The sequence below is a fragment of the Streptomyces mobaraensis genome, from assembly GCF_020099395.1.
In the GTDB taxonomy this organism is placed as follows: Bacteria; Actinomycetota; Actinomycetes; order Streptomycetales; family Streptomycetaceae; genus Streptomyces.
The window spans coordinates 3795757-3813384 of record NZ_CP083590.1; the positions used below are offsets into that span (position 1 = coordinate 3795757).

At 74.1% G+C, this 17628-nt stretch carries 16 protein-coding genes; 9 read left to right on the forward strand and 7 right to left on the reverse strand.

The features are described 5' to 3' along the window. Nucleotides 1–61: 61 nt before the first annotated feature. The 5 genes from K7I03_RS16470 to paaA are packed head-to-tail and all read right to left on the reverse strand — an operon-like array spanning nucleotide 62 to nucleotide 3732. Entirely contained in the window at nucleotides 62–1144 is a 1083-nt protein-coding gene (locus tag K7I03_RS16470) for a 2Fe-2S iron-sulfur cluster-binding protein (RefSeq protein ID WP_185940328.1), read from the reverse strand. Further along, entirely contained in the window at nucleotides 1144–1674 is a 531-nt protein-coding gene (paaD, locus tag K7I03_RS16475) for a 1,2-phenylacetyl-CoA epoxidase subunit PaaD (protein WP_185940327.1), read from the reverse strand. Before paaD ends, K7I03_RS16470 begins: the two co-directional genes overlap by 1 nt. Further along, entirely contained in the window at nucleotides 1668–2414 is a 747-nt protein-coding gene (paaC, locus tag K7I03_RS16480; RefSeq protein WP_185940326.1) for a 1,2-phenylacetyl-CoA epoxidase subunit PaaC, read from the reverse strand. Before paaC ends, paaD begins: the two co-directional genes overlap by 7 nt. Beyond that, on the reverse strand, nucleotides 2411–2698 hold the full coding sequence (gene paaB, locus K7I03_RS16485; RefSeq protein WP_004939950.1) for a 1,2-phenylacetyl-CoA epoxidase subunit PaaB: 288 nt from the start codon (nucleotides 2696–2698) through the stop codon (nucleotides 2411–2413). Before paaB ends, paaC begins: the two co-directional genes overlap by 4 nt. Further along, entirely contained in the window at nucleotides 2695–3732 is a 1038-nt protein-coding gene (gene paaA / locus K7I03_RS16490) for a 1,2-phenylacetyl-CoA epoxidase subunit PaaA (protein ID WP_185940325.1), read from the reverse strand. Before paaA ends, paaB begins: the two co-directional genes overlap by 4 nt. 385 nt (nucleotides 3733–4117) lie before the next feature. Here paaA and K7I03_RS16495 point away from each other — a divergent pair, with 385 nt between their 5' ends. The 3 genes from K7I03_RS16495 to K7I03_RS16505 all read left to right on the forward strand — a co-directional run bounded on the left by K7I03_RS16495 (nucleotide 4118) and on the right by K7I03_RS16505 (nucleotide 6955). Next, nucleotides 4118–4810: a DUF5819 family protein gene (locus K7I03_RS16495; RefSeq protein WP_185940324.1), complete on the forward strand. Its 693-nt coding sequence runs from the start codon at nucleotides 4118–4120 to the stop codon at nucleotides 4808–4810. Beyond that, on the forward strand, nucleotides 4807–6111 hold the full coding sequence (locus K7I03_RS16500; RefSeq protein WP_185940323.1) for an HTTM domain-containing protein: 1305 nt from the start codon (nucleotides 4807–4809) through the stop codon (nucleotides 6109–6111). Before K7I03_RS16495 ends, K7I03_RS16500 begins: the two co-directional genes overlap by 4 nt. Before the next feature lie 82 nt (nucleotides 6112–6193). Next, complete coding sequence (locus K7I03_RS16505; RefSeq protein WP_185940322.1) at nucleotides 6194–6955, forward strand: TrmH family RNA methyltransferase; 762 nt, start codon at nucleotides 6194–6196, stop codon at nucleotides 6953–6955. 105 nt (nucleotides 6956–7060) lie between these two features. On the opposite strand, the gene paaN is transcribed toward K7I03_RS16505, so the two are convergent. Further along, a complete protein-coding gene (gene paaN / locus K7I03_RS16510; protein ID WP_185940321.1) occupies nucleotides 7061–8758 on the reverse strand; it encodes a phenylacetic acid degradation protein PaaN in 1698 nt (565 codons plus the stop codon). Between the two features lie 234 nt (nucleotides 8759–8992). On the opposite strand from paaN, the gene K7I03_RS16515 reads away from it, so the two are divergent. Next, nucleotides 8993–10519, forward strand: coding sequence for a 3-hydroxyacyl-CoA dehydrogenase (locus tag K7I03_RS16515; protein WP_185940320.1), 1527 nt, complete (start codon nucleotides 8993–8995; stop codon nucleotides 10517–10519). Beyond that, a complete protein-coding gene (locus K7I03_RS16520; protein ID WP_185940319.1) occupies nucleotides 10516–11106 on the forward strand; it encodes a TetR/AcrR family transcriptional regulator in 591 nt (196 codons plus the stop codon). Before K7I03_RS16515 ends, K7I03_RS16520 begins: the two co-directional genes overlap by 4 nt. Before the next feature lie 181 nt (nucleotides 11107–11287). On the opposite strand, the gene K7I03_RS16525 is transcribed toward K7I03_RS16520, so the two are convergent. Further along, nucleotides 11288–11782: an Lrp/AsnC family transcriptional regulator gene (locus K7I03_RS16525; RefSeq protein WP_004939966.1), complete on the reverse strand. Its 495-nt coding sequence runs from the start codon at nucleotides 11780–11782 to the stop codon at nucleotides 11288–11290. 181 nt (nucleotides 11783–11963) lie between these two features. On the opposite strand from K7I03_RS16525, the gene K7I03_RS16530 reads away from it, so the two are divergent. The 4 genes from K7I03_RS16530 (at nucleotide 11964) to K7I03_RS16545 (ending at nucleotide 16557) form a co-directional block, all read left to right on the forward strand. Beyond that, nucleotides 11964–13133 carry a thiamine pyrophosphate-dependent dehydrogenase E1 component subunit alpha gene (locus K7I03_RS16530; RefSeq protein WP_185940318.1) on the forward strand — a complete coding sequence of 390 codons (1170 nt, stop codon included), beginning with the start codon at nucleotides 11964–11966 and terminating at the stop codon, nucleotides 13131–13133. Continuing rightward, nucleotides 13130–14230: an alpha-ketoacid dehydrogenase subunit beta gene (locus tag K7I03_RS16535; protein WP_185940317.1), complete on the forward strand. Its 1101-nt coding sequence runs from the start codon at nucleotides 13130–13132 to the stop codon at nucleotides 14228–14230. The genes K7I03_RS16530 and K7I03_RS16535 overlap by 4 nt, the downstream gene beginning before the upstream one ends. After that, complete coding sequence (locus K7I03_RS16540) at nucleotides 14230–15564, forward strand: dihydrolipoamide acetyltransferase family protein (protein ID WP_185940316.1); 1335 nt, start codon at nucleotides 14230–14232, stop codon at nucleotides 15562–15564. The genes K7I03_RS16535 and K7I03_RS16540 overlap by 1 nt, the downstream gene beginning before the upstream one ends. 120 nt (nucleotides 15565–15684) lie before the next feature. Then, the gene (locus K7I03_RS16545) at nucleotides 15685–16557 is read left to right on the forward strand and encodes an NTP transferase domain-containing protein (RefSeq protein ID WP_185940315.1); all 873 of its coding nucleotides are present in this window, start codon (nucleotides 15685–15687) and stop codon (nucleotides 16555–16557) included. Nucleotides 16558–17628: the final 1071 nt, after the last annotated feature.

The following is a 17628-nucleotide window of genomic DNA, read 5'->3' on the forward strand; positions in this document are numbered from 1 at the left end:
CGCGTGGTCAGGCCGGGCGGAGGCGTCTTCCGGAGGCGTCGCGCGCCGTTTGCCGGCCGGCTCAGCGGTCGAAGTCCAGCTCCACCTCCTCCGTCGCCGGCCGCGACTGGCAGGCCAGGACGTATCCCGCCGCCAGCTCGTCGTCCTCCAGGGCGAAGTTCCGGTCCATGCGCACCTCGCCGGAGACCAGGAACGCCCGGCAGGTGCCGCAGACGCCGCCCTTGCAGGCGTAGGGCGCGTCGGGGCGGTTGCGCAGGACGGCCTCCAGCAGGGACTCGCCCTCGTGGACGGGCCAGCGGCCGCCGCGGCCGTCCAGTGTGGCCGTGACCGTGCCGCGGGTGGGCGCGGCGGCGGACCGGGGCGGGGCCGGAGCGGCCGGGCCGTCCTCGACGTGGAAGATCTCCTGGTGGACGCGGTCCCGGGGCACTCCCAGGCCGTGCAGGGCGCGCTCGGCGGACAGGACCAGCCCGTGCGGGCCGCACAGGAACCAGCCGTCCACGGCGCCGACGGGGAGCAGCGCGGGCAGCAGGCCGGTCAGCCGCCGCTCGTCGAGCCGCCCGGAGGCCGGGCCGGCCTGCTGCTCCTCCCGGGAGAGGGTCTGGACGACCTGGAGCCGGCCGGGGTAGCGGTCCTTGAGGTCGGCGACCTCCTCCAGGAACATCGTGGAGGCCGTGGTGCGGTCGCTGCGCAGGAGCGTGAAGCGGGCCGCCGGCTCACGGGCGAGCAGGGTCGTGGCGATGGACAGGACGGGAGTGATCCCGCTGCCCCCGACGACCGCGGCGAAGTGCCCGGGGCGCGGCTCCAGGACGAACCGCCCCGCCGGCGTCATCACCTCCAGCTCGTCCCCCGCCCGCAACTCCTTGAACGCGTAGGTGGAGAACGCGCCGCCGTCGACCAGCCGGACGCCCACCCGCAGGGTGCTCGGCCCCTCGGGGCCGGGGGCCTGCCCGCAGACGGAGTAGGTGCGGCGTATCTCGGCGCCCTGGGCGGTGTGCCGCACGGTCAGGTGCTGTCCGGGGGCGTGGCGGAAGGCGTCCCGGAGCTCCGCGGGGACGGTGAAGGTCACGGCGACCGCGTCGTCGGTGAGCGGGTCGACAGACGCCACCCGCAGGCGGTGGAAGGTGCCGTGGCGGGCCGCTGCCATCAGTGCAACTCCTTGAAGTGGTCGAACGGTTCACGGCACGCCTCGCAGCGGCGTAGGGCCTTGCAGGCGGTGGAGGAGAAGCGGCTGAGCAGCGTGGTGTCCGTGGAGCCGCAGTGCGGGCAGCGGATGGCGAGCTGTACGGGCACGGGACCGCCGGGGCCGGAGGGGCGGGGCGGGGCGACGCCGTGCTCGGCGAGCTTGCGCCGGCCCTCGGCGCTGATCGCGTCGGTGGTCCAGGGTGGCGAGAGCACGGTGCGGACCTCGACGTCGGCGACCCCTTCGGCGTGCAGGACGCGCTCTATGTCAGCGGACATGGCCTCGACGGCGGGACAGCCGGTGTAGGTGGGGGTGAGGTCCACCTCCACCCGGCCGGGGGCGGTGACACGCAGGCCGCGCAGGACGCCTAGCTCCTCCAGGGAGATGACGGGCAGCTCGGGGTCGGGGACGGCGCCGGCCAGCGCGCGCAGCCGCTCCTCCAGGGGCGTCAGGCCCTCGGCGGCCCGGGGTGGGGGCGCGGATCCGGTCACCATGACGCCCCCGGGTGGCTGCGGTGCAGGTGCTGCATCTCGGCGAGCATGCGGCCGAAGGGCTCGGTGTGGACGCCCTGGCGCCCGCCGCCCGCGGCCCAGGAGACCGACGTGGGACCGGTGGGGAGCTCCAGGGTGGCCCGTCGCAGGGTGTCGCCGACGCGTTCCGTCCATGCCGCGCGGAGGGCGGCCGGATCGACGCCGTCGAGGCCCTCCACGGGCTCGAACAGCTCGCCCGTGTACCGCCACAGGGCCTCTGCCGCGCCGCGCATCCGCTCGTGGCTCTCGGCCGTGCCGTCGCCGAGTCGCAGGGTCCAGTGCTCGGCGTGGTCGAGGTGGTAGGCGACCTCCTTGACGGCCTTCGCCGCCAGCGGGGCGAACGGCCCGTCGCCCTCGGCGAGCCGGGTGTAGAGCAGGTGCTGGTAGGCGGAGAAATAGAGCTGCCGGGCGATGGTGTGGGCGAAGTCGCCGTTGGGCCGCTCGACGAGCTGGACGTTGCGGAAGGCGCGCTCCTCGCGGAGGTAGGCCAGCTCGTCCTCGTCGCCGACGAGCGAGAGCAGGGTGCGGGCCTGCCCGAGCAGGTCGAGGGCGATGTTGGCGAGCGCGACCTCCTCCTCCAGGACGGGGGCGCGGCCCGCCCACTCCCCCAGCCGGTGCGCGAGGACCAGGGCGTCGTCGCCGAGCGCGAGGGCGGCCGTGACGGGCACGGGTCCGGTGGCGGCACGGGTGGTCGTGGCGGTCACAGGTGCCGCACCCCCTCGGGGATCTCGTAGAACGTCGGGTGGCGGTACGCCTTGTCGCCGGCCGGCTCGAAGAAGGGGTCCTTCTCGTCCGGTGAGGAGGCGGTGATGGCGTCGGAGGGCACGACCCAGATCGAGACGCCCTCGGACCGCCGGGTGTACAGGTCGCGGGCGTTGCGCAGGGCCATCCGCGCGTCCGGGGCGTGCAGACTGCCGGCGTGGGTGTGCGAGAGGCCGCGCCTGCTGCGGACGAACACTTCCCACAGCGGCCAGTCGGTGCCGGTCATGCCATCGCCTCCGGGTGCTTGGTGGGGCCGGACGCGGCGGTCCCGCGCTCGGGGGTGTGGTGCGGGGTGCCGCCGGGGCGGGGGCCGGGGGCGTGCTTGGCGGCGTACGCGGCGGCGGCCTCCCGTACCCAGGCGCCCTCCTCGTGGGCCTCGCGGCGGCGGGCGAGCCGCTGCTCGTTGCAGGGGCCGTTGCCGCGCAGGACCTCGTTGAACTCGTCCCAGTCGATCGGGCCGAAGTCGTAGTGCCCGGTCTCCTCGTTCCACCGCAGGTCGGGGTCGGGGAGGGTGAGGCCCAGGGACTCGGCCTGCGGGACGCAGATGTCGACGAAGCGCCGGCGCAGCTCGTCGTTGGAGTGGCGCTTGATCTTCCAGGTCATGGACTGGGCGGAGTGCGGGGATTCGCCGTCCGGCGGGCCGAACATCATCAGCGACGGCCACCACCAGCGGTTCACCGCGTCCTGGGCCATGGCGTGCTGTGCTTCCGTGCCACGGCTGAGGGCGAGCAGCAGCTCGTAGCCCTGGCGCTGGTGGAACGACTCCTCCTTGCAGACGCGGATCATGGCGCGCGCGTACGGCCCGTAGGAGCAGCGGCAGAGGGGGACCTGGTTGGTGATGGCCGCGCCGTCCACCAGCCAGCCGATGGCGCCGACGTCGGCCCAGGTCAGCGTGGGGTAGTTGAAGATCGAGGAGTACCGCTGACGGCCGGAGTGCAGCTTGTCCAGCAGCTCGTCGCGGCCGACGCCCAGGGTCTCGGCGGCGCTGTAGAGGTAGAGGCCGTGGCCGGCCTCGTCCTGGACCTTGGCCATGAGGATGGCCTTGCGGCGCAGTGACGGGGCCCGGGTGATCCAGTTGGCCTCGGGCTGCATGCCGATGATCTCGGAGTGGGCGTGCTGGGCTATCTGCCGGATGAGGGTGGCGCGGTAGGCGTCGGGCATCCAGTCGCGCGGCTCGATGCGCTCGTCCGCCGCCACCGCGGCGTCGAACACCGCCTCCAGAGCCGCCGTGTCCACCGTTTCTGGTGCCGTCGTGGTCATGTCGATGCCCCTCTGCCCCCTCGTCCGATGTGAACGCGTGAACGCGCGCCCGGCAGTGCCTGGGAGAGTCCTCGGCAGCCTACCGACCGATCGTTCGGTTCAATGGTGAGGTGGCTCGGAAGCGGTGTCAAGCCTGTGGATAACCGCCTGTGACCGGCTGTGGACAACCGCGCCGAAGCGTCTCGGGGGTCGCGCGAGAGCCCGTACGGGACGGGCGGTCGGCTCCCTACGGGCCGACGGCTCGAAGGGGCGGGGAGGCCCGGCGGCGGGCCGGCCGGCCGGGTCAAGGTCTTATGGCCGCTGTGTGGGTCGCGGTCGGGTCGGTACCGTTCGGGTGCGCGGAAGGCGTCCGCGCGCGATCGGACGAGCGGAAAACGGGGCGTACATGGACACGGACGACGGACGCGAGCGGAAGGGCGGCGCCGGTGAACGGGCGGCTCCGGCCGCCCCCGCCGGGCTGTCCCGGCCCGCCCGCTGCGTCATCGCGCTCGGTGCCGTGGCCGTCGCCCTGGTGACGGCGGTCCATCTCGGCATGATGTTCCTGCATGTGGCGCCGCCGAACACGGTCAGCAAGCAGCACGCCTCGACCATCGCGGACTACGTCCTGCCCGAGTTCGAGCAGAACTGGAAGTTCTTCGCACCCAATCCGCTCCAGCAGAACATCCACGTCCAGGTCCGTGCCCAGGTGCGCGCCCCGGACGGCAAGGTCACGGTCACCCCGTGGACCGACCTCTCCGCCCAGGACGGTGCCGCCATCCACCACAACCCCCTCCCGAGCCACGCGCGGCAGAACCAGCTCCGCCGGGCCTGGGACTTCTACCTCTCCTGGCACGACGAACAGGGCCGGCCGCTGGGGAAGCGGAGCCCGCTCGCCGAGGAGTACCTGCGCCGGCTCGCCGTCTCCCGGATCGGTCTCGACCGTGCGGCGGGCGACCTGGAACGCGTCCAGCTCCGCTCGGTGACCTCGAACGTCGCGCCGCCGCCGTGGAGCAAGGGCCAGACCGGCGACCCCGTCCGGCGTGAGCTGGCCTGGTGGCAGGTCAGCGCCGAAGACCTGAAGGTGGTGCGGTCCTGGTGAGCCTCTCCTCCGTACGTACCGCCTGCTCGACGGCCTACGCCCGGGTCACGGGCCGCTCCCTCGGCCCGTACCAGACCGCCCTGATCCGGATCGGGTTCTCCTTCACCTGGCTGTTCTTCCTGGCCCGCGAGTGGGTCAACCGCCATGAGCTGTACGGCCCGGACGCCGCCTGGAGCTGGGACCTCGCCCGGCGGCTGACGGACGACAACGGCTCCTTCACGGTGCTCATGTGGTCCGACAGCGGCTGGTGGTTCGAGCTGGTCTACCTCATGGCGATGGTGTCGGCCCTGCTGCTGATGCTCGGCTGGCGGACCAGGACCATGTCCGTCCTCTACATGATCGGCCTGTTGTCGCTGCAGAACCGCAGTGTCTTCGTCGGCGACGGCGGGGACAACGTCCTGCACCTGATGGCGATCTACACGGTGTTCACCCGCTGCGGTCAGGTGTGGTCGCTCGACGCCCGGCGCGCCCGACGCCGGGCGGCGGCCGGGCCGGACGGGGAACCGGATCCCGGCCGGGACCGGGACGTCACCGGGGTCGTGCTGTGGACGCTCTGCGGCCTCGCGCTGGCCCTGGCGACGACGGACGCCGGCACCCGGCTCGCCTGGGCGGCGCACGGGCCGGTCCCGGGCATCGGCTGGGCCACGGTGCTGTGGTCGCTGTGGTGCGGGCACGGGCTCTGGTGGGCCGTGCGGCGGTACGGCGGCACCGAACCGCGCGCGGTGATGGCCGCGTTCGGGCACCTGACGCACAACGCCGCCCTGCTGGTGATACTCGCCGAGGTCTGCCTGATCTACGGGGCGGCCGGCTGGTACAAGGTGCAGGGTTCGCTCTGGCAGGACGGCACCGCGCTCTACTACCCCCTGCACCTCGACTACTTCTCCCCCTGGCCGGGCCTGTCGCACGCCCTGGCCGCCAGCGGCGTCGTCGTGCTGCTGCTCAGCTACGGGACGGTGGCGGTCCAGGCGGCCTTCCCCCTCACGCTGATCAACCGCCGGGTGAAGAACGCCCTGGTGGTGGTGATGATCGCGGAGCACCTGGGCATCGCGGTCCTTTTGGGACTGCCCTTCTTCTCCCTGGTGATGGTTTTCGCGGACGCCGTGTTCCTGCCGACCGTCTTCCTGGTGCGCGCGGGTGGCGCCGTGGGGCGGACGGTGACCAGGGGCTGGAACACGCTCGTCCGGTTCAACCGGCGTGAGATCCCGGCCCAGTGGAACCGGAGGGCGGCGGACCGGGCGTCCGAAGCCCGGGTGAGGGATGAGGCGGCCGAAGCGGACCCGGCCCGTTCGAAGACCGGCTGAGCGACGGCGAGCGGGCCCCATCCCCGCCGGCCCGCTTGCCTCCGTGCCGCGACTCCCCAGGTCAGCGCCGTAGGCTGAGCCCATGACCGAGGACGCGACCGGTATCGCCGTGCGGCAGTGGGGCGAGCTGGCCCCCGGTGCCGTGCTGCTCGACGGATTCCACGCCATCAAACACGCCCTGCGCTTCGGGGCCCGGGTCGGTCCCGTGCTCACCACCGACGCCGCCGCCGTCCTGGCGCTGGCGGACCGGCTCGCCGACGACGTGACCGAGGCGCTGCGGGGCCTGCTGACGGAGGTCGACCGGGACGCCCTGCGCGGGCTGGTGCCCCGGGGGCACACCACCGAGGTCGCCGCGCTGGCCGCCCGGCCCGCCCGCGAGGACAACCTCGCCGCGCTGGCCCGCCGCCCCCGCCCCGCGCCCGTCGTGCTCCTCGACAACCCGCGCAACCTCGGGAACGTCGGCGCGGTCGTCCGGCTGGCCGCCGGCTTCGGCGCGACCGGCGTCGTCACCACCGGGGACCTCGACCCGTGGCACCAGAACGCCGTCCGTGCGGGCGCGGGGCTGCACTACGCCACGGCCGTGGAGCGGGTGGAGACCGACGGCCTGCCCCCGGGGCCGCTGTTCGCGCTCGACCCGGAGGGCGAGGACGTCAGGTCCGTCGTCCTGCCGGACGAAGCCGTCCTCGCCTTCGGATCCGAACGCCACGGCATCTCGGACGAGGTGCGGGCACGGGCGGACCGGCTGGTCTCGCTGCCGATGCGCCCGCAGGTGTCGAGCTACAACCTCGCCACGAGCGTCGGGATGACGCTGTTCCACTGGGGCGGCCCGAAGGCGGCGGGCTGACGGGCCGCCTCGGCCCGCCGGCTAGCCCGCCCCCAGGTCATGCCCGCCCCCAGGTCATGCCTCCGCCGGGTCATCCCCATCGCCGGGTCATAACCCATCGCCTGGTCACGCCTGCCGCCGCACCTCCACCGTGCGGAACCGGCTCGCCACGAACGCCGCGTCGCACAGCGCCGCGTTGGCCGCCGGGTTGCCACCCGAGCCGTGGTAGTCCGAGAACGCGGCGGTCTGGTTGACGTAGACGCCACCGGTGAGGTTCAGCGAGAGCTGTGCGCACTCCTCCAGGCACGCCTCCTCGATCAGCCGCTCCGCCTCCGCCGAGGTGGTGTACGCGCCGACGGTCATCGCGCCCTTCTCCCGCACCGTGCGGCGCAGCAGCTCCACCGCCTCCGTCGTGGAGTCCACGGCCACCGCGAACGACACCGGGCCGAAGCATTCGGAGAAGTAGGCGGCCTCGGCGTCCGGCTTCGCGCCGTCGAGTTTGACGATCACCGGGGTGCGGACGGTCGCGTCGGGGAAGTCGGGGTTGGTCACCGTGCGGGAGGCGAGCGCCACCTCGCCGAGCCGGCCGGCCGCCTCGACGCGCTCCTTGACCTGGTCGTTGACGATGGCGCCGAGCAGGGCGTTGGCCCGGGCGTCGTCGCCCAGGAGCGTGCCGACGGCCGCCGCCAGGTCGGCCACCACCTCGTCGTACGTCTTGTGGCCGGCGTCCGTGCCGATGCCGCCGCGCGGGATCAGCAGGTTCTGCGGGGTGGTGCACATCTGGCCGCTGTAGAGGGAGAGCGAGAAGGCGAGGTTGGACAGCATCCCCTTGTAGTCGTCGGTGGAGTCGACGATCACGGTGTTGACGCCGGCCTTCTCCGTGAAGACCTGCGCCTGCCCGGCGTTGGCCTCCAGCCAGTCGCCGAACGCCGTGGAGCCGGTGTAGTCGATGATCCGGACGTCCGGGTGGACGGCCAGCGACTTGGCGATGCCCTCGCCGTCCCGCTCGGCGGCCAGGGCGACGAGGTCGGGGGAGAAGCCGGCCTCGCGCAGCACCTCGCGGGCGACGCGCACGGTCAGCGCGAGCGGCAGGACCGCGCGCGGGTGGGGCTTGACCAGTACGGGGTTGCCGGTGGCGAGCGAGGCGAAGAGGCCGGGGTAACCGTTCCAGGTGGGGAAGGTGTTGCAGCCGATGACGAGGGCGATGCCGCGCGGCACCGCGGTGAACTCCTTGGCCAGTTTCAGCGGGTCGCGTTTGCCCTGCGGCTTGACCCACTCGGCCGTCCGCTCCGCCTCGGCCTGCGCGGCGTAGGCGTAGGCGACGGCCTCCAGGCCGCGGTCCTGGGCGTGCGGGCCGCCGGCCTGGAACGCCATCATGAACGCCTGGCCGCTGGTGTGCATGACCGCGTGCGCCATCTCGTGCGTCCGGGCGCTGATCCGTTTGAGGATCTCCAGGCACACCAGCGCCCGGTGGCGGGGGCCCGCGTCGCGCCAGGGGCGCATGGCGGACCGCATGGCCGGGAGCAGCACGGAGAGGTCGGCGTGGGGGTACTCGACGCCGAGCCGCGGGCCGTAGGGGGAGACCTCGGAACCCGTCCAGCCGTCCGTGCCGGGCTGGTCGAGCTCGAAGCGCCGGTCCCGGAGGGCCTCGAAGGCCGCCTGGCCCGCGGCGGCGTCCAGGCCGCCGTCCTGGTCGGGGCCGTACGCCTTGGGGTGCTCGGGGTGCGGGGACCAGTAGGCGCGGGTGCGGATGACGTCGAGGGCCGTGTCGAGCGTGGCGGAGTGCTTCTCGGCCAACTGGTCGATGGTGAGTCCGGCGGTCACGGTTGACCAACTCCTCGTCGGACGGGCATGGATGCGGTGGCGGTGGACCTGGGAACAGCGCTGGAGATCAGTGCTGTGAAAGCTGGGAAAGCAGTGGAACCAGGTGAAGCGGTGGTGCCGGATCCGTACGGCCGGGTGCCGTTGTCGTACCCGCCAGATACATTAACCGAACGATCGGTCGGGACAAGGGGGCCCGGCGAATCCGGGACCACCTCATCGGGGAGGATCACTGCCATGACCGCAATCGAGCCGGAGCAGACCGTGTCCGTCGTGGGCGCGGGCACCATGGGCCAGGGCATCGCCCAGGTCGCCCTGGTCGCGGGCCATCCCGTGCGGCTGTACGACGCCCTCCCGGGCCGCGCGGAGGACGCCGCGCGGGCCGTCGCCGCCCGGCTGGACCGCCTCATGGCCAAGGGCCGGATGCCGGCGGACGCCCGGGACGCGGCCGTCGCCCGGCTGCGTCCCGTCGCCGAGCCCGCCGGGCTCGCGGGCTCCGCGCTCGTCGTCGAGGCCGTCGTCGAGCGGCTGGACGTCAAACAGCGGCTGTTCCGCGAGCTGGAGGAGGTCGTCGGCGACGACTGCCTGCTCGCCACCAACACCTCGTCCCTGCCCGTGACGGCCGTCGCCGGGCCGCTGCGCCGCCCCGGCCGCCTCGTGGGCCTGCACTTCTTCAACCCGGCGCCGCTGCTGCCGCTGGTCGAGGTCGTCCGGGGGCACGCCACCGACCCCGCCGCCGCCGACCGCGCGTACGCCACCGCCGCCGCCTGGGGCAAGACGCCCGTACGCTGCGCCGACACCCCCGGCTTCATCGTCAACCGGCTCGCCCGGCCGTTCTACGCCGAGGCGTTCCGGCTCCTGGAGGAGCGGGCCGCGGACCCCGCCACCATCGACGCGGCGCTGCGCGAGAGCGGCGGCTTCGCCATGGGCCCGTTCGAACTGACCGACCTCATCGGGCAGGACGTGAACGAGGCCGTCACCCGTTCGGTGTACGAAGCCTTCTTCCATCACCCGAAGTTCACGCCCTCCCTCGCCCAGCGGCGCCTGGTGGAGGCGGGACTGCTGGGGCGGAAGAGCGGGCGGGGCTGGTACGACCACGCCGAGGGCGCCGCCCGGCCGGAACCGCACACCGCGGCCCCCGAGAAGGCGCCCGGGGCGCTCGTCCTGCACGGCGCCCTGCCCCCCGCCGCCGCCGTTCTACCGGAGCTGATCGAGGCCGCGGGCATAGCCCTGACCCGGGCTGAGGCGGACGGCGACGGGTACTTCGCGCTGCCCGGCGGCGCCCGGCTGGCCCTCACCGACGGGCGTTCCGCCACGGGTGACGCCGGGGAGCCGGCCGTCCGCTTCGACCTGGCCCTGGACTACCGCTCCTGCGACCGTGTCGCCCTCGCCGCCTCCGCCGGCACGTCAGAGGATGATCTGCGGGCCGCCGTGGGCCTGTTCCAAGCGCTCGGCAAGAAGGTCAGCGTCGTGGCGGACGCGCCCGGCCTGATCGTCGCGCGGACCGTCGCCCTGCTCGTCGACCTCGCCGAGGACGCCGCCGGCCGCGGCGTCGCCGGACCGGAGGACGTCGACACCGCCATGCGGCTCGGCGTGAACTACCCGCGCGGGCCGCTGGAGTGGGGCCGGGAGCTCGGTGCCGCCTGGGTCCACCGCTTCCTGGCGAACATGGAGTACGAGTACCCGGGCGGTCGCTACGCCCCGTCCCAGCCGCTGCGCCGCCGAGCGGCCGCCGCCGTCAAGGAGAGCCTGCTTCCATCATGACCATGTCCAAGCGCGACACCTACACGCCGGACTCGCTGCTCGCGGTCGCCGTCGCGGTGTTCAACGAGCGCGGCTACGACGGCACCTCCATGGAGCACCTGTCGCGCGCCGCGGGAATCTCCAAGTCCTCGATCTACCACCACGTCAGGAGCAAGGAGGAGCTGCTGCGGCGCGCCATAAGCCGTGCGCTGGACGGGCTGTTCGCCGTCCTGGACGAGCCGGGCGCCACCACCGGGCCCGCCGTGGACCGGCTGGAACACGTCACCCGCCGCACGGTCGAGGTGCTGATCGCCGAACTGCCCTATGTGACGCTGCTGCTGCGCGTGCGCGGCAACACCGACACAGAGCGCTGGGCGATGGAGCGCCGGCGCGAGTTCGACCACCGGGTCGCGGCCCTCCTCAAGGAGGCCGCGGCCGACGGCGACCTGCGGGCCGACGTGGACGTCCGGCTGGCCACCCGGCTCCTCTTCGGAATGATCAACTCCGTGGTGGAGTGGTACCGGCCGCAACGCGGCAACGCGGCCACCAGCGAGGAAGTCGCCGACGCGGTGATCAACACGGCGTTCGCGGGACTGCGGGCGCACTGAGGCGGGCGTGCTAAAAGCGGACGTACCGAGGCGGGCGTACTGAGATGAGCGTGCCTAGGCGGACGTGCTGAGGCGGGGCACTGTGGTGGGCGCGTCCGGCGGCCCGGACGCCGCGCCCCGCGCCCGGCCGCCCTGAACGTCTCGTCCGTTCGCGCCCTGTCCCATCCGTCCACGCCTTGTCTCAGCCGTCCACGCCCTCCTTGAGGTCCTGTTCCTCGAAGACCAGCAGAGTGCGGGTGCTCAGCACCTCCTCTATGGCCTGGATCCGGGTGAGCACGAGCTCGCGGAGGGCGCGGTTGTCCTTGGTGTGGACCAGCAGCAGGACGTCGAAGTCCCCGCTCACCAGGGCGATGTGCGCGGCCCCCGGCAGCACCCGCAGCTTCTCGCGCACGGTGCGCCAGGAGTTCTGCACGATCTTCAGCGTGATGTACGCGGACGCGCCCTGCCCGGCCCGCTCCTGGTCGATGCGCGCCCCGAAGCCCCGGATCACCCCGTCGTCGATCAGGCGGTTGATCCGCGCGTAGGCGTTGGCGCGGGAGACGTGCACCCGCTCGGCCACGGACCGTATCGACGCCCGTCCGTCGGTCTGGAGCATGTGCAGGATCGAGCGGTCGATCTCGTCGAGCGGTCGTGCGGGCGTTCTGGGGCTCGTTTTGGCCATCTGTTCGTCCGGCATACCGCCATGCCTCCCCTGGGTGGACGCGCTGTTCATATCTCAGGCTGTGGAGAACCGTTTGTCCACAGGCCCGGGCCGCCTGTAGCCAAAATGCACCGGCAACCGAACAATCGGTAGGGAGAGCGCAGGGCGCTTTCCGGTCACGCCTGCCTCACGCCTGCCCCCAGAGGAGGTGCTCGTCATGACGGTCCTGGAGCAGCCCGGTGCCTACCGGCCGACCCCGCCCCCCGCCTGGCAGCCCCGCACCGATCCCGCTCCGCTGCTGCCCGACGAGGAGCCGTACCGGCTGCTGGGCACCCCCGCCGCGGACGCGCTGGACCCCGAGCTGCTCCGGCTGCTCCACGGCCACCTGGTCCGCGGGCGCCGCTACAACACCCAGGCCACCGCGCTCACCCGGCAGGGCCGGCTGGCCGTCTACCCGTCCTCGACGGGCCAGGAGGCGTGCGAGGTCGCGGCGGCTCTCGCCCTGGAGGAGCGCGACTGGCTCTTCCCCAGCTACCGCGACACCCTCGCCGCCGTCGCCCGCGGCCTGGACCCCGTCCAGGCCCTCACCCTGCTGCGCGGCGACTGGCACACCGGCTACGACCCGCACGAGCACCGCGTGGCCCCGCTGGCCACCCCGCTCGCCACCCAACTCCCGCACGCCGTGGGGCTGGCGCACGCCGCGCGGCTCAAGGGGGACGACGTCGTGGCCCTCGCCATGGTCGGCGACGGCGGCACCAGCGAGGGCGACTTCCACGAGGCGCTGAACTTCGCCGCGGTGTGGCGGGCGCCCGTCGTCTTCCTGGTGCAGAACAACGGTTTCGCGATCTCCGTACCGCTGTCCAAACAGACCGCCGCGCCATCCCTCGCCCACAAGGCCGTCGGCTACGGCGTGCCCGGCCGCCTGGTCGACGGCAACGACGCGCCGGCCGTGCTGGAGGTGCTCACCGAGGCCGTCCGGCGGGCCCGCGCGGGCGGCGGCCCCACCCTCGTCGAGGCCGTCACCTACCGCCTCGACGCCCACACCAACGCCGACGACGCCACGCGGTACCGCAGCGACGCCGAGGTCACCGCCTGGCGCTCGCACGACCCCGTCGAGCTGGTGGAACGGGAGCTGGTCCGGCGCGACCTGGTGGACGCCGACGGCCTCGCCGCCGTCCGCGAGGCGGCCGAGCGCATGGCCGCCGGCCTGCGCGAACGCATGAACGAGGATCCCGACCTGGATCCGATGGAGCTCTTCGACCACGTCTACGCCCGGCGCACCGCGCGCCTGCGCGAACAGGCCGAGCTGCTGCGCGCCGAGCTCGCGGCGGCCGGTGCCGCCGACGGCTCCGCGCACGGCGGCGGGCGGGAAGGAACGGACCGATGACCACCGCGGTCGCCGCGACGGGCCGCAAGCCCGCGACGATGAGCCAGGCCCTCAACCGGGCCCTGCGCGACGCCATGGCCGACGACCCGGCGGTGCACGTCCTCGGCGAGGACGTCGGCACCCTGGGCGGCGTCTTCCGGATCACCGACGGGCTGGCGAAGGAGTTCGGCGAGGACCGCTGCACCGACACGCCGCTGGCCGAGGCCGGCATCCTGGGCACGGCCGTCGGCATGGCGATGTACGGGCTGCGCCCGGTGGTCGAGATGCAGTTCGACGCGTTCGCCTACCCGGCGCTGGAGCAGCTCATCAGCCACGTCTCCCGGATGCGCAACCGCACCCGCGGCGCCCTCCCCATGCCGATCACCGTCCGCGTCCCCTACGGGGGCGGCATCGGGGGCGTCGAGCACCACAGCGACTCGTCCGAGGCGCTGTACATGGCCACCCCCGGCCTGCACGTCGTCACGCCCGCCACCGTGGCCGACGCCTACGGGCTGCTGCGCGCGGCCATCGCCTCCGACGACCCGGTCGTCTTCCTGGAGCCCAAGCGGCTGTACTGGTCGAAGGCCGACTGGGAGCCGGGCCGGCCCGAGGAGGTGCCAGGGATCGGCACCGCCGTCGTCCGCCGGCGCGGCACCTCGGCGACGCTGATCACCTACGGGCCGTCCCTGCCCGTCTGCCTTGAGGCGGCCGAGGCCGCCACCGCGGAGGGCTGGGACCTGGAGGTCGTCGACCTGCGCTCGCTGGTCCCGCTCGACGAGGAGACCGTCTGCGCCTCCGTCCGGCGCACCGGACGGGCGGTCGTCGTACACGAGGCGACCGGGTTCGGCGGTCCCGGCGGGGAGCTGGCCGCCCGGATCACCGAACGCTGCTTCCACCACCTGGAGGCGCCGGTGCTGCGGGTGACCGGCTTCGACATCCCGTACCCGCCGCCGATGCTGGAGAAGCACCATCTGCCAGGCGTGGACCGGGTGCTGGACGCGGTGGCGCGGTTGCAGTGGGAGGCGGACTGGACCTCTCCGGGGAGCGACTCCGGGGACTCCCGGGGGAGCGCCTCGGGGGCGCGTGGAGTCCCGGGTACGCAGGGGGGTGCGCGCTGATGGCCGTCGTAAAGGAGTTCGCGCTGCCGGACCTCGGGGAAGGGCTCACCGAGGCGCAGGTGATCCGCTGGCTCGTGGACGTCGGTGACGTCGTCGCCGTGGACCAGCCGGTCGTGGAGGTGGAGACGGCCAAGGCGATGGTCGAGGTGCCGTGCCCCTACGGGGGTGTCGTCACGGCGCGCTTCGGGGAGGAGGGGGCGGAACTGCCCGTAGGGGCCGCCTTGTTGACGGTGGCGGTCGGCGAGCCGGCCGACGAGGTCGCGGGCGACGCGGGTGCGGGCGACGAGGGGTCGGGGAACGTCCTCGTCGGGTACGGGACCCAGGCGCCGGCCGCCCGCCGGGCGCGGATCCGGCCGCCGGGCCGGCGCGCGCCGGAGCCGGTGGAGGCGGCGCCGGTGCACAGTGTGAAGGCGAACAGCGCGATCGTGGACGGCGCCGCTGCCCCGGCGCCCGCGACCGTGGCCGTCATATCGCCGCTCGTCCGGCGGCTGGCCCGGGAGCGGGGAGTGGATCTCACGAGTCTGCGCGGCACCGGGCCCGAGGGGCTCATCCTGCGCGCGGACGTCGAACGCGCCACCGCACCGGCGCCCGCGTCAGTGTCCGCTCCGGCGCTCGCACCAACGCCCGCGCCGGAGCGCGCGGCCGGCGAGCGCGTCCCCCTGCGCGGACTGCGCGGGACCGTCGCCGAGAAGCTGAGCCGCAGCCGGCGCGAGATCCCGGACGCCACCTGCTGGGTGGACGCCGACGCGACCGAACTGCTCGCCGCCCGCCGGGCCATGAACGACGGACCCGGCCGAACCAAGATCTCCCTGCTCGCCCTCCTGGCCCGCGTCTGCACGGCTGCGCTCGCCGAGTTCCCGGAGCTCAACGCGACGGTGGACACCGAGGCCCGGGAGATCGTCCGGCTGCCGGCCGTGCACCTGGGGTTCGCCGCCCAGACCGAACGCGGCCTGGTCGTCCCGGTCGTCAAGGACGCGCACACGCGCGGCGCGGCCTCCCTCCAGGAGGAGATCGCCCGCCTCACCGAGGCCGCCCGTGCGGGCCGGCTGAGCCCGGCGGAGCTGACCGGCGGCACGTTCACGCTCAACAACTACGGGGTCTTCGGCGTCGACGGCTCCACCCCGATCATCAACCACCCCGAGGCGGCCATGCTGGGCGTCGGCCGGATCGTCCCCAAACCCTGGGTGCACGACGGCGAACTGGCCGTACGCCACGTGGTCCAGCTCTCCTTCACCTTCGACCACCGGGTGTGCGACGGGGGAACGGCCGGCGGATTCCTCCGGTACGTCGCCGACTGCGTGGAGCGGCCCGCCCTGCTCCTCCGCTCGCTCTGAATCCGGTCGCTCCGAGTCCGGTCGCCTCTGAGGGCGGTCGTCTCTGAGCCCGGTCGCTCTGAGGGCGGGGCCGTCGCCCTCCGGCGCACGGCCGTCTCCCGGCGGGCGCATACTGCGGGGGTGACGGACACGGTTTTCGACGCGGTCGTACTCGCCGGAGGGGCCGCCCGGCGGCTGGGCGGGGCGGACAAACCCGGCCTGCGCGTCGGCGGGCGCGCCCTGCTCGACCGCGTGCTCGGCGCGTGCGCCGCCGCCCGTACCACCGTCGTCGTCGGACCGCGCCGGGCCACGGTCCGGCCGGTCACCTGGACCCGTGAACAGCCGCCCGGCGGCGGCCCGCTGGCCGCGCTGTCCGCCGGGCTGCGCCACACCTCGGCGGAGGTCGTCCTCGCCCTCTCGGCCGACCTGCCCTTCCTCGACGCCGCGACGGTACGGAACCTGCTGGAGGCGGCCGCGTCGGCCGGCACCGAAGGGGCGCTCCTCGCCGACGCCGGCGGGCGCGACCAGCCGCTCGTCGCCGCGTACCGCGCGGAACCGGTCCGCCGGGAACTGGCCCTGCTGGCGACCGAGCACGGGACCCTCACGGGACTTCCCGTACGGCTGCTCACCCAGGGGCTGTCCCTGCGCCGGCTGCCGCACCACGAAGCGTCGTTCGACTGCGACACCTGGGACGACATCGGCGCGGCCCGCGCCAGGATCAGGGACGATGGGACCGTGCTGGATGAATGGATCGCCGCGGTCAAGGCCGAACTCGGCATGGAACTCGACGTCGACAGAGCGCTCCTGCTCGACCTGGCCCGTGACGCCGCGCACGGCGTGGCCCGCCCCGCCGCCCCCCTGACCACCTTCCTCGTCGGCTACGCGGCCGCCCTGCGCGGCGGGGGCCCGGAAGCGGTCGCCCGGGCCGCCCGCGAGGCCGCCGCCCTGGCGGAACGGTGGGCGGCCGAACAGGACGACTCCCCGGCCGGCACCCCCGCGGGTCCCCCCTCATGAGGGGCCGGGACCGGGAGGCGGACGCGGCGGCGCTGGACCGCGCCACGGACGAGGCCCTGGCCCTGCTCTCCGGTGAACACGGCGGTCCGGAGCGGCAGGTGGCGCCGGTCGAGGGCGGGTACCTGCCCTTCGAGGAGCCGGAAGCGGGCGCGGGCGCCCCTGTCGGGGACGCGTTCGACGACGGTACGAGCGGTGCCGCCCCCGGAGCCCGGGGAACGGCCGTGCCGGGGGCGCGTGATGCCCGCGTTCTTCCAGGGACCTCCGGGATCTCCGAGACTCCTGGGACTTTCGGGGCCCCTGGGGGACGGGCGGGGGCCGGTGAGGCGTTGGCGGACGTCTGGCGGTCGATCCGCGAGGTGGCCGGTGCCGACGAGCCGTTCCGCGCCCGGGGCGCCGTAGGGGTGGGGGCGTGTCCGGCCGGAAGCACCCCGTCCGGCCCGCCCGGCCGCGAGCCCGACGGTGGGCACCGCGGCGCCGAGGCCCTGACGGACGTGTGGCGGTCGATCCGCGACATGACCGGTGGTACCGGCGGTACCGGTGAGGACGGCCCGCGCTCCGGGCCGGCGTCCGCGTCGGCGTCCGTGCCGGCGCGGAACGGCTCCGGTGGAGCCGGTGGACCGGAAACGGATACCGACGCGGGCGAGGGACTGACGGACATCTGGCGCTCCGTGCGCGACGCCGCCGCCTCCGGTGGCTCCCCACGCGCCGGGGGAGACGACGGGCCGGGACGCCGCCCGGAGGCCCCGGCGCACGCGGCGGCGTCCGCGCCCGGGAACGACGACGAGGACCCGCGGCGACGCGGGCGGAGGCAGCGTGCCGGTGAGGCCGGTGCGGCCGGTGAGGCCGGCGACCACGAGGAGTTGACCGACGTCTGGCGGTCGGTCTGTGACGTGACCGTCGGCACGGATGACGGTGACGGCACCGGGACCGTCGGAGCAGAGCCTGCCCCTGCCGGGCCGGCCGGGCCCCGTCAGGGGCAGGGCGGAACGCGTAAGTCCGCCAAGTCCTCTAAGCCGACGCGGACTTCGCCGTCGCTGGCACCCGCCGACGGCGCGGCCGCGACCGGGCACA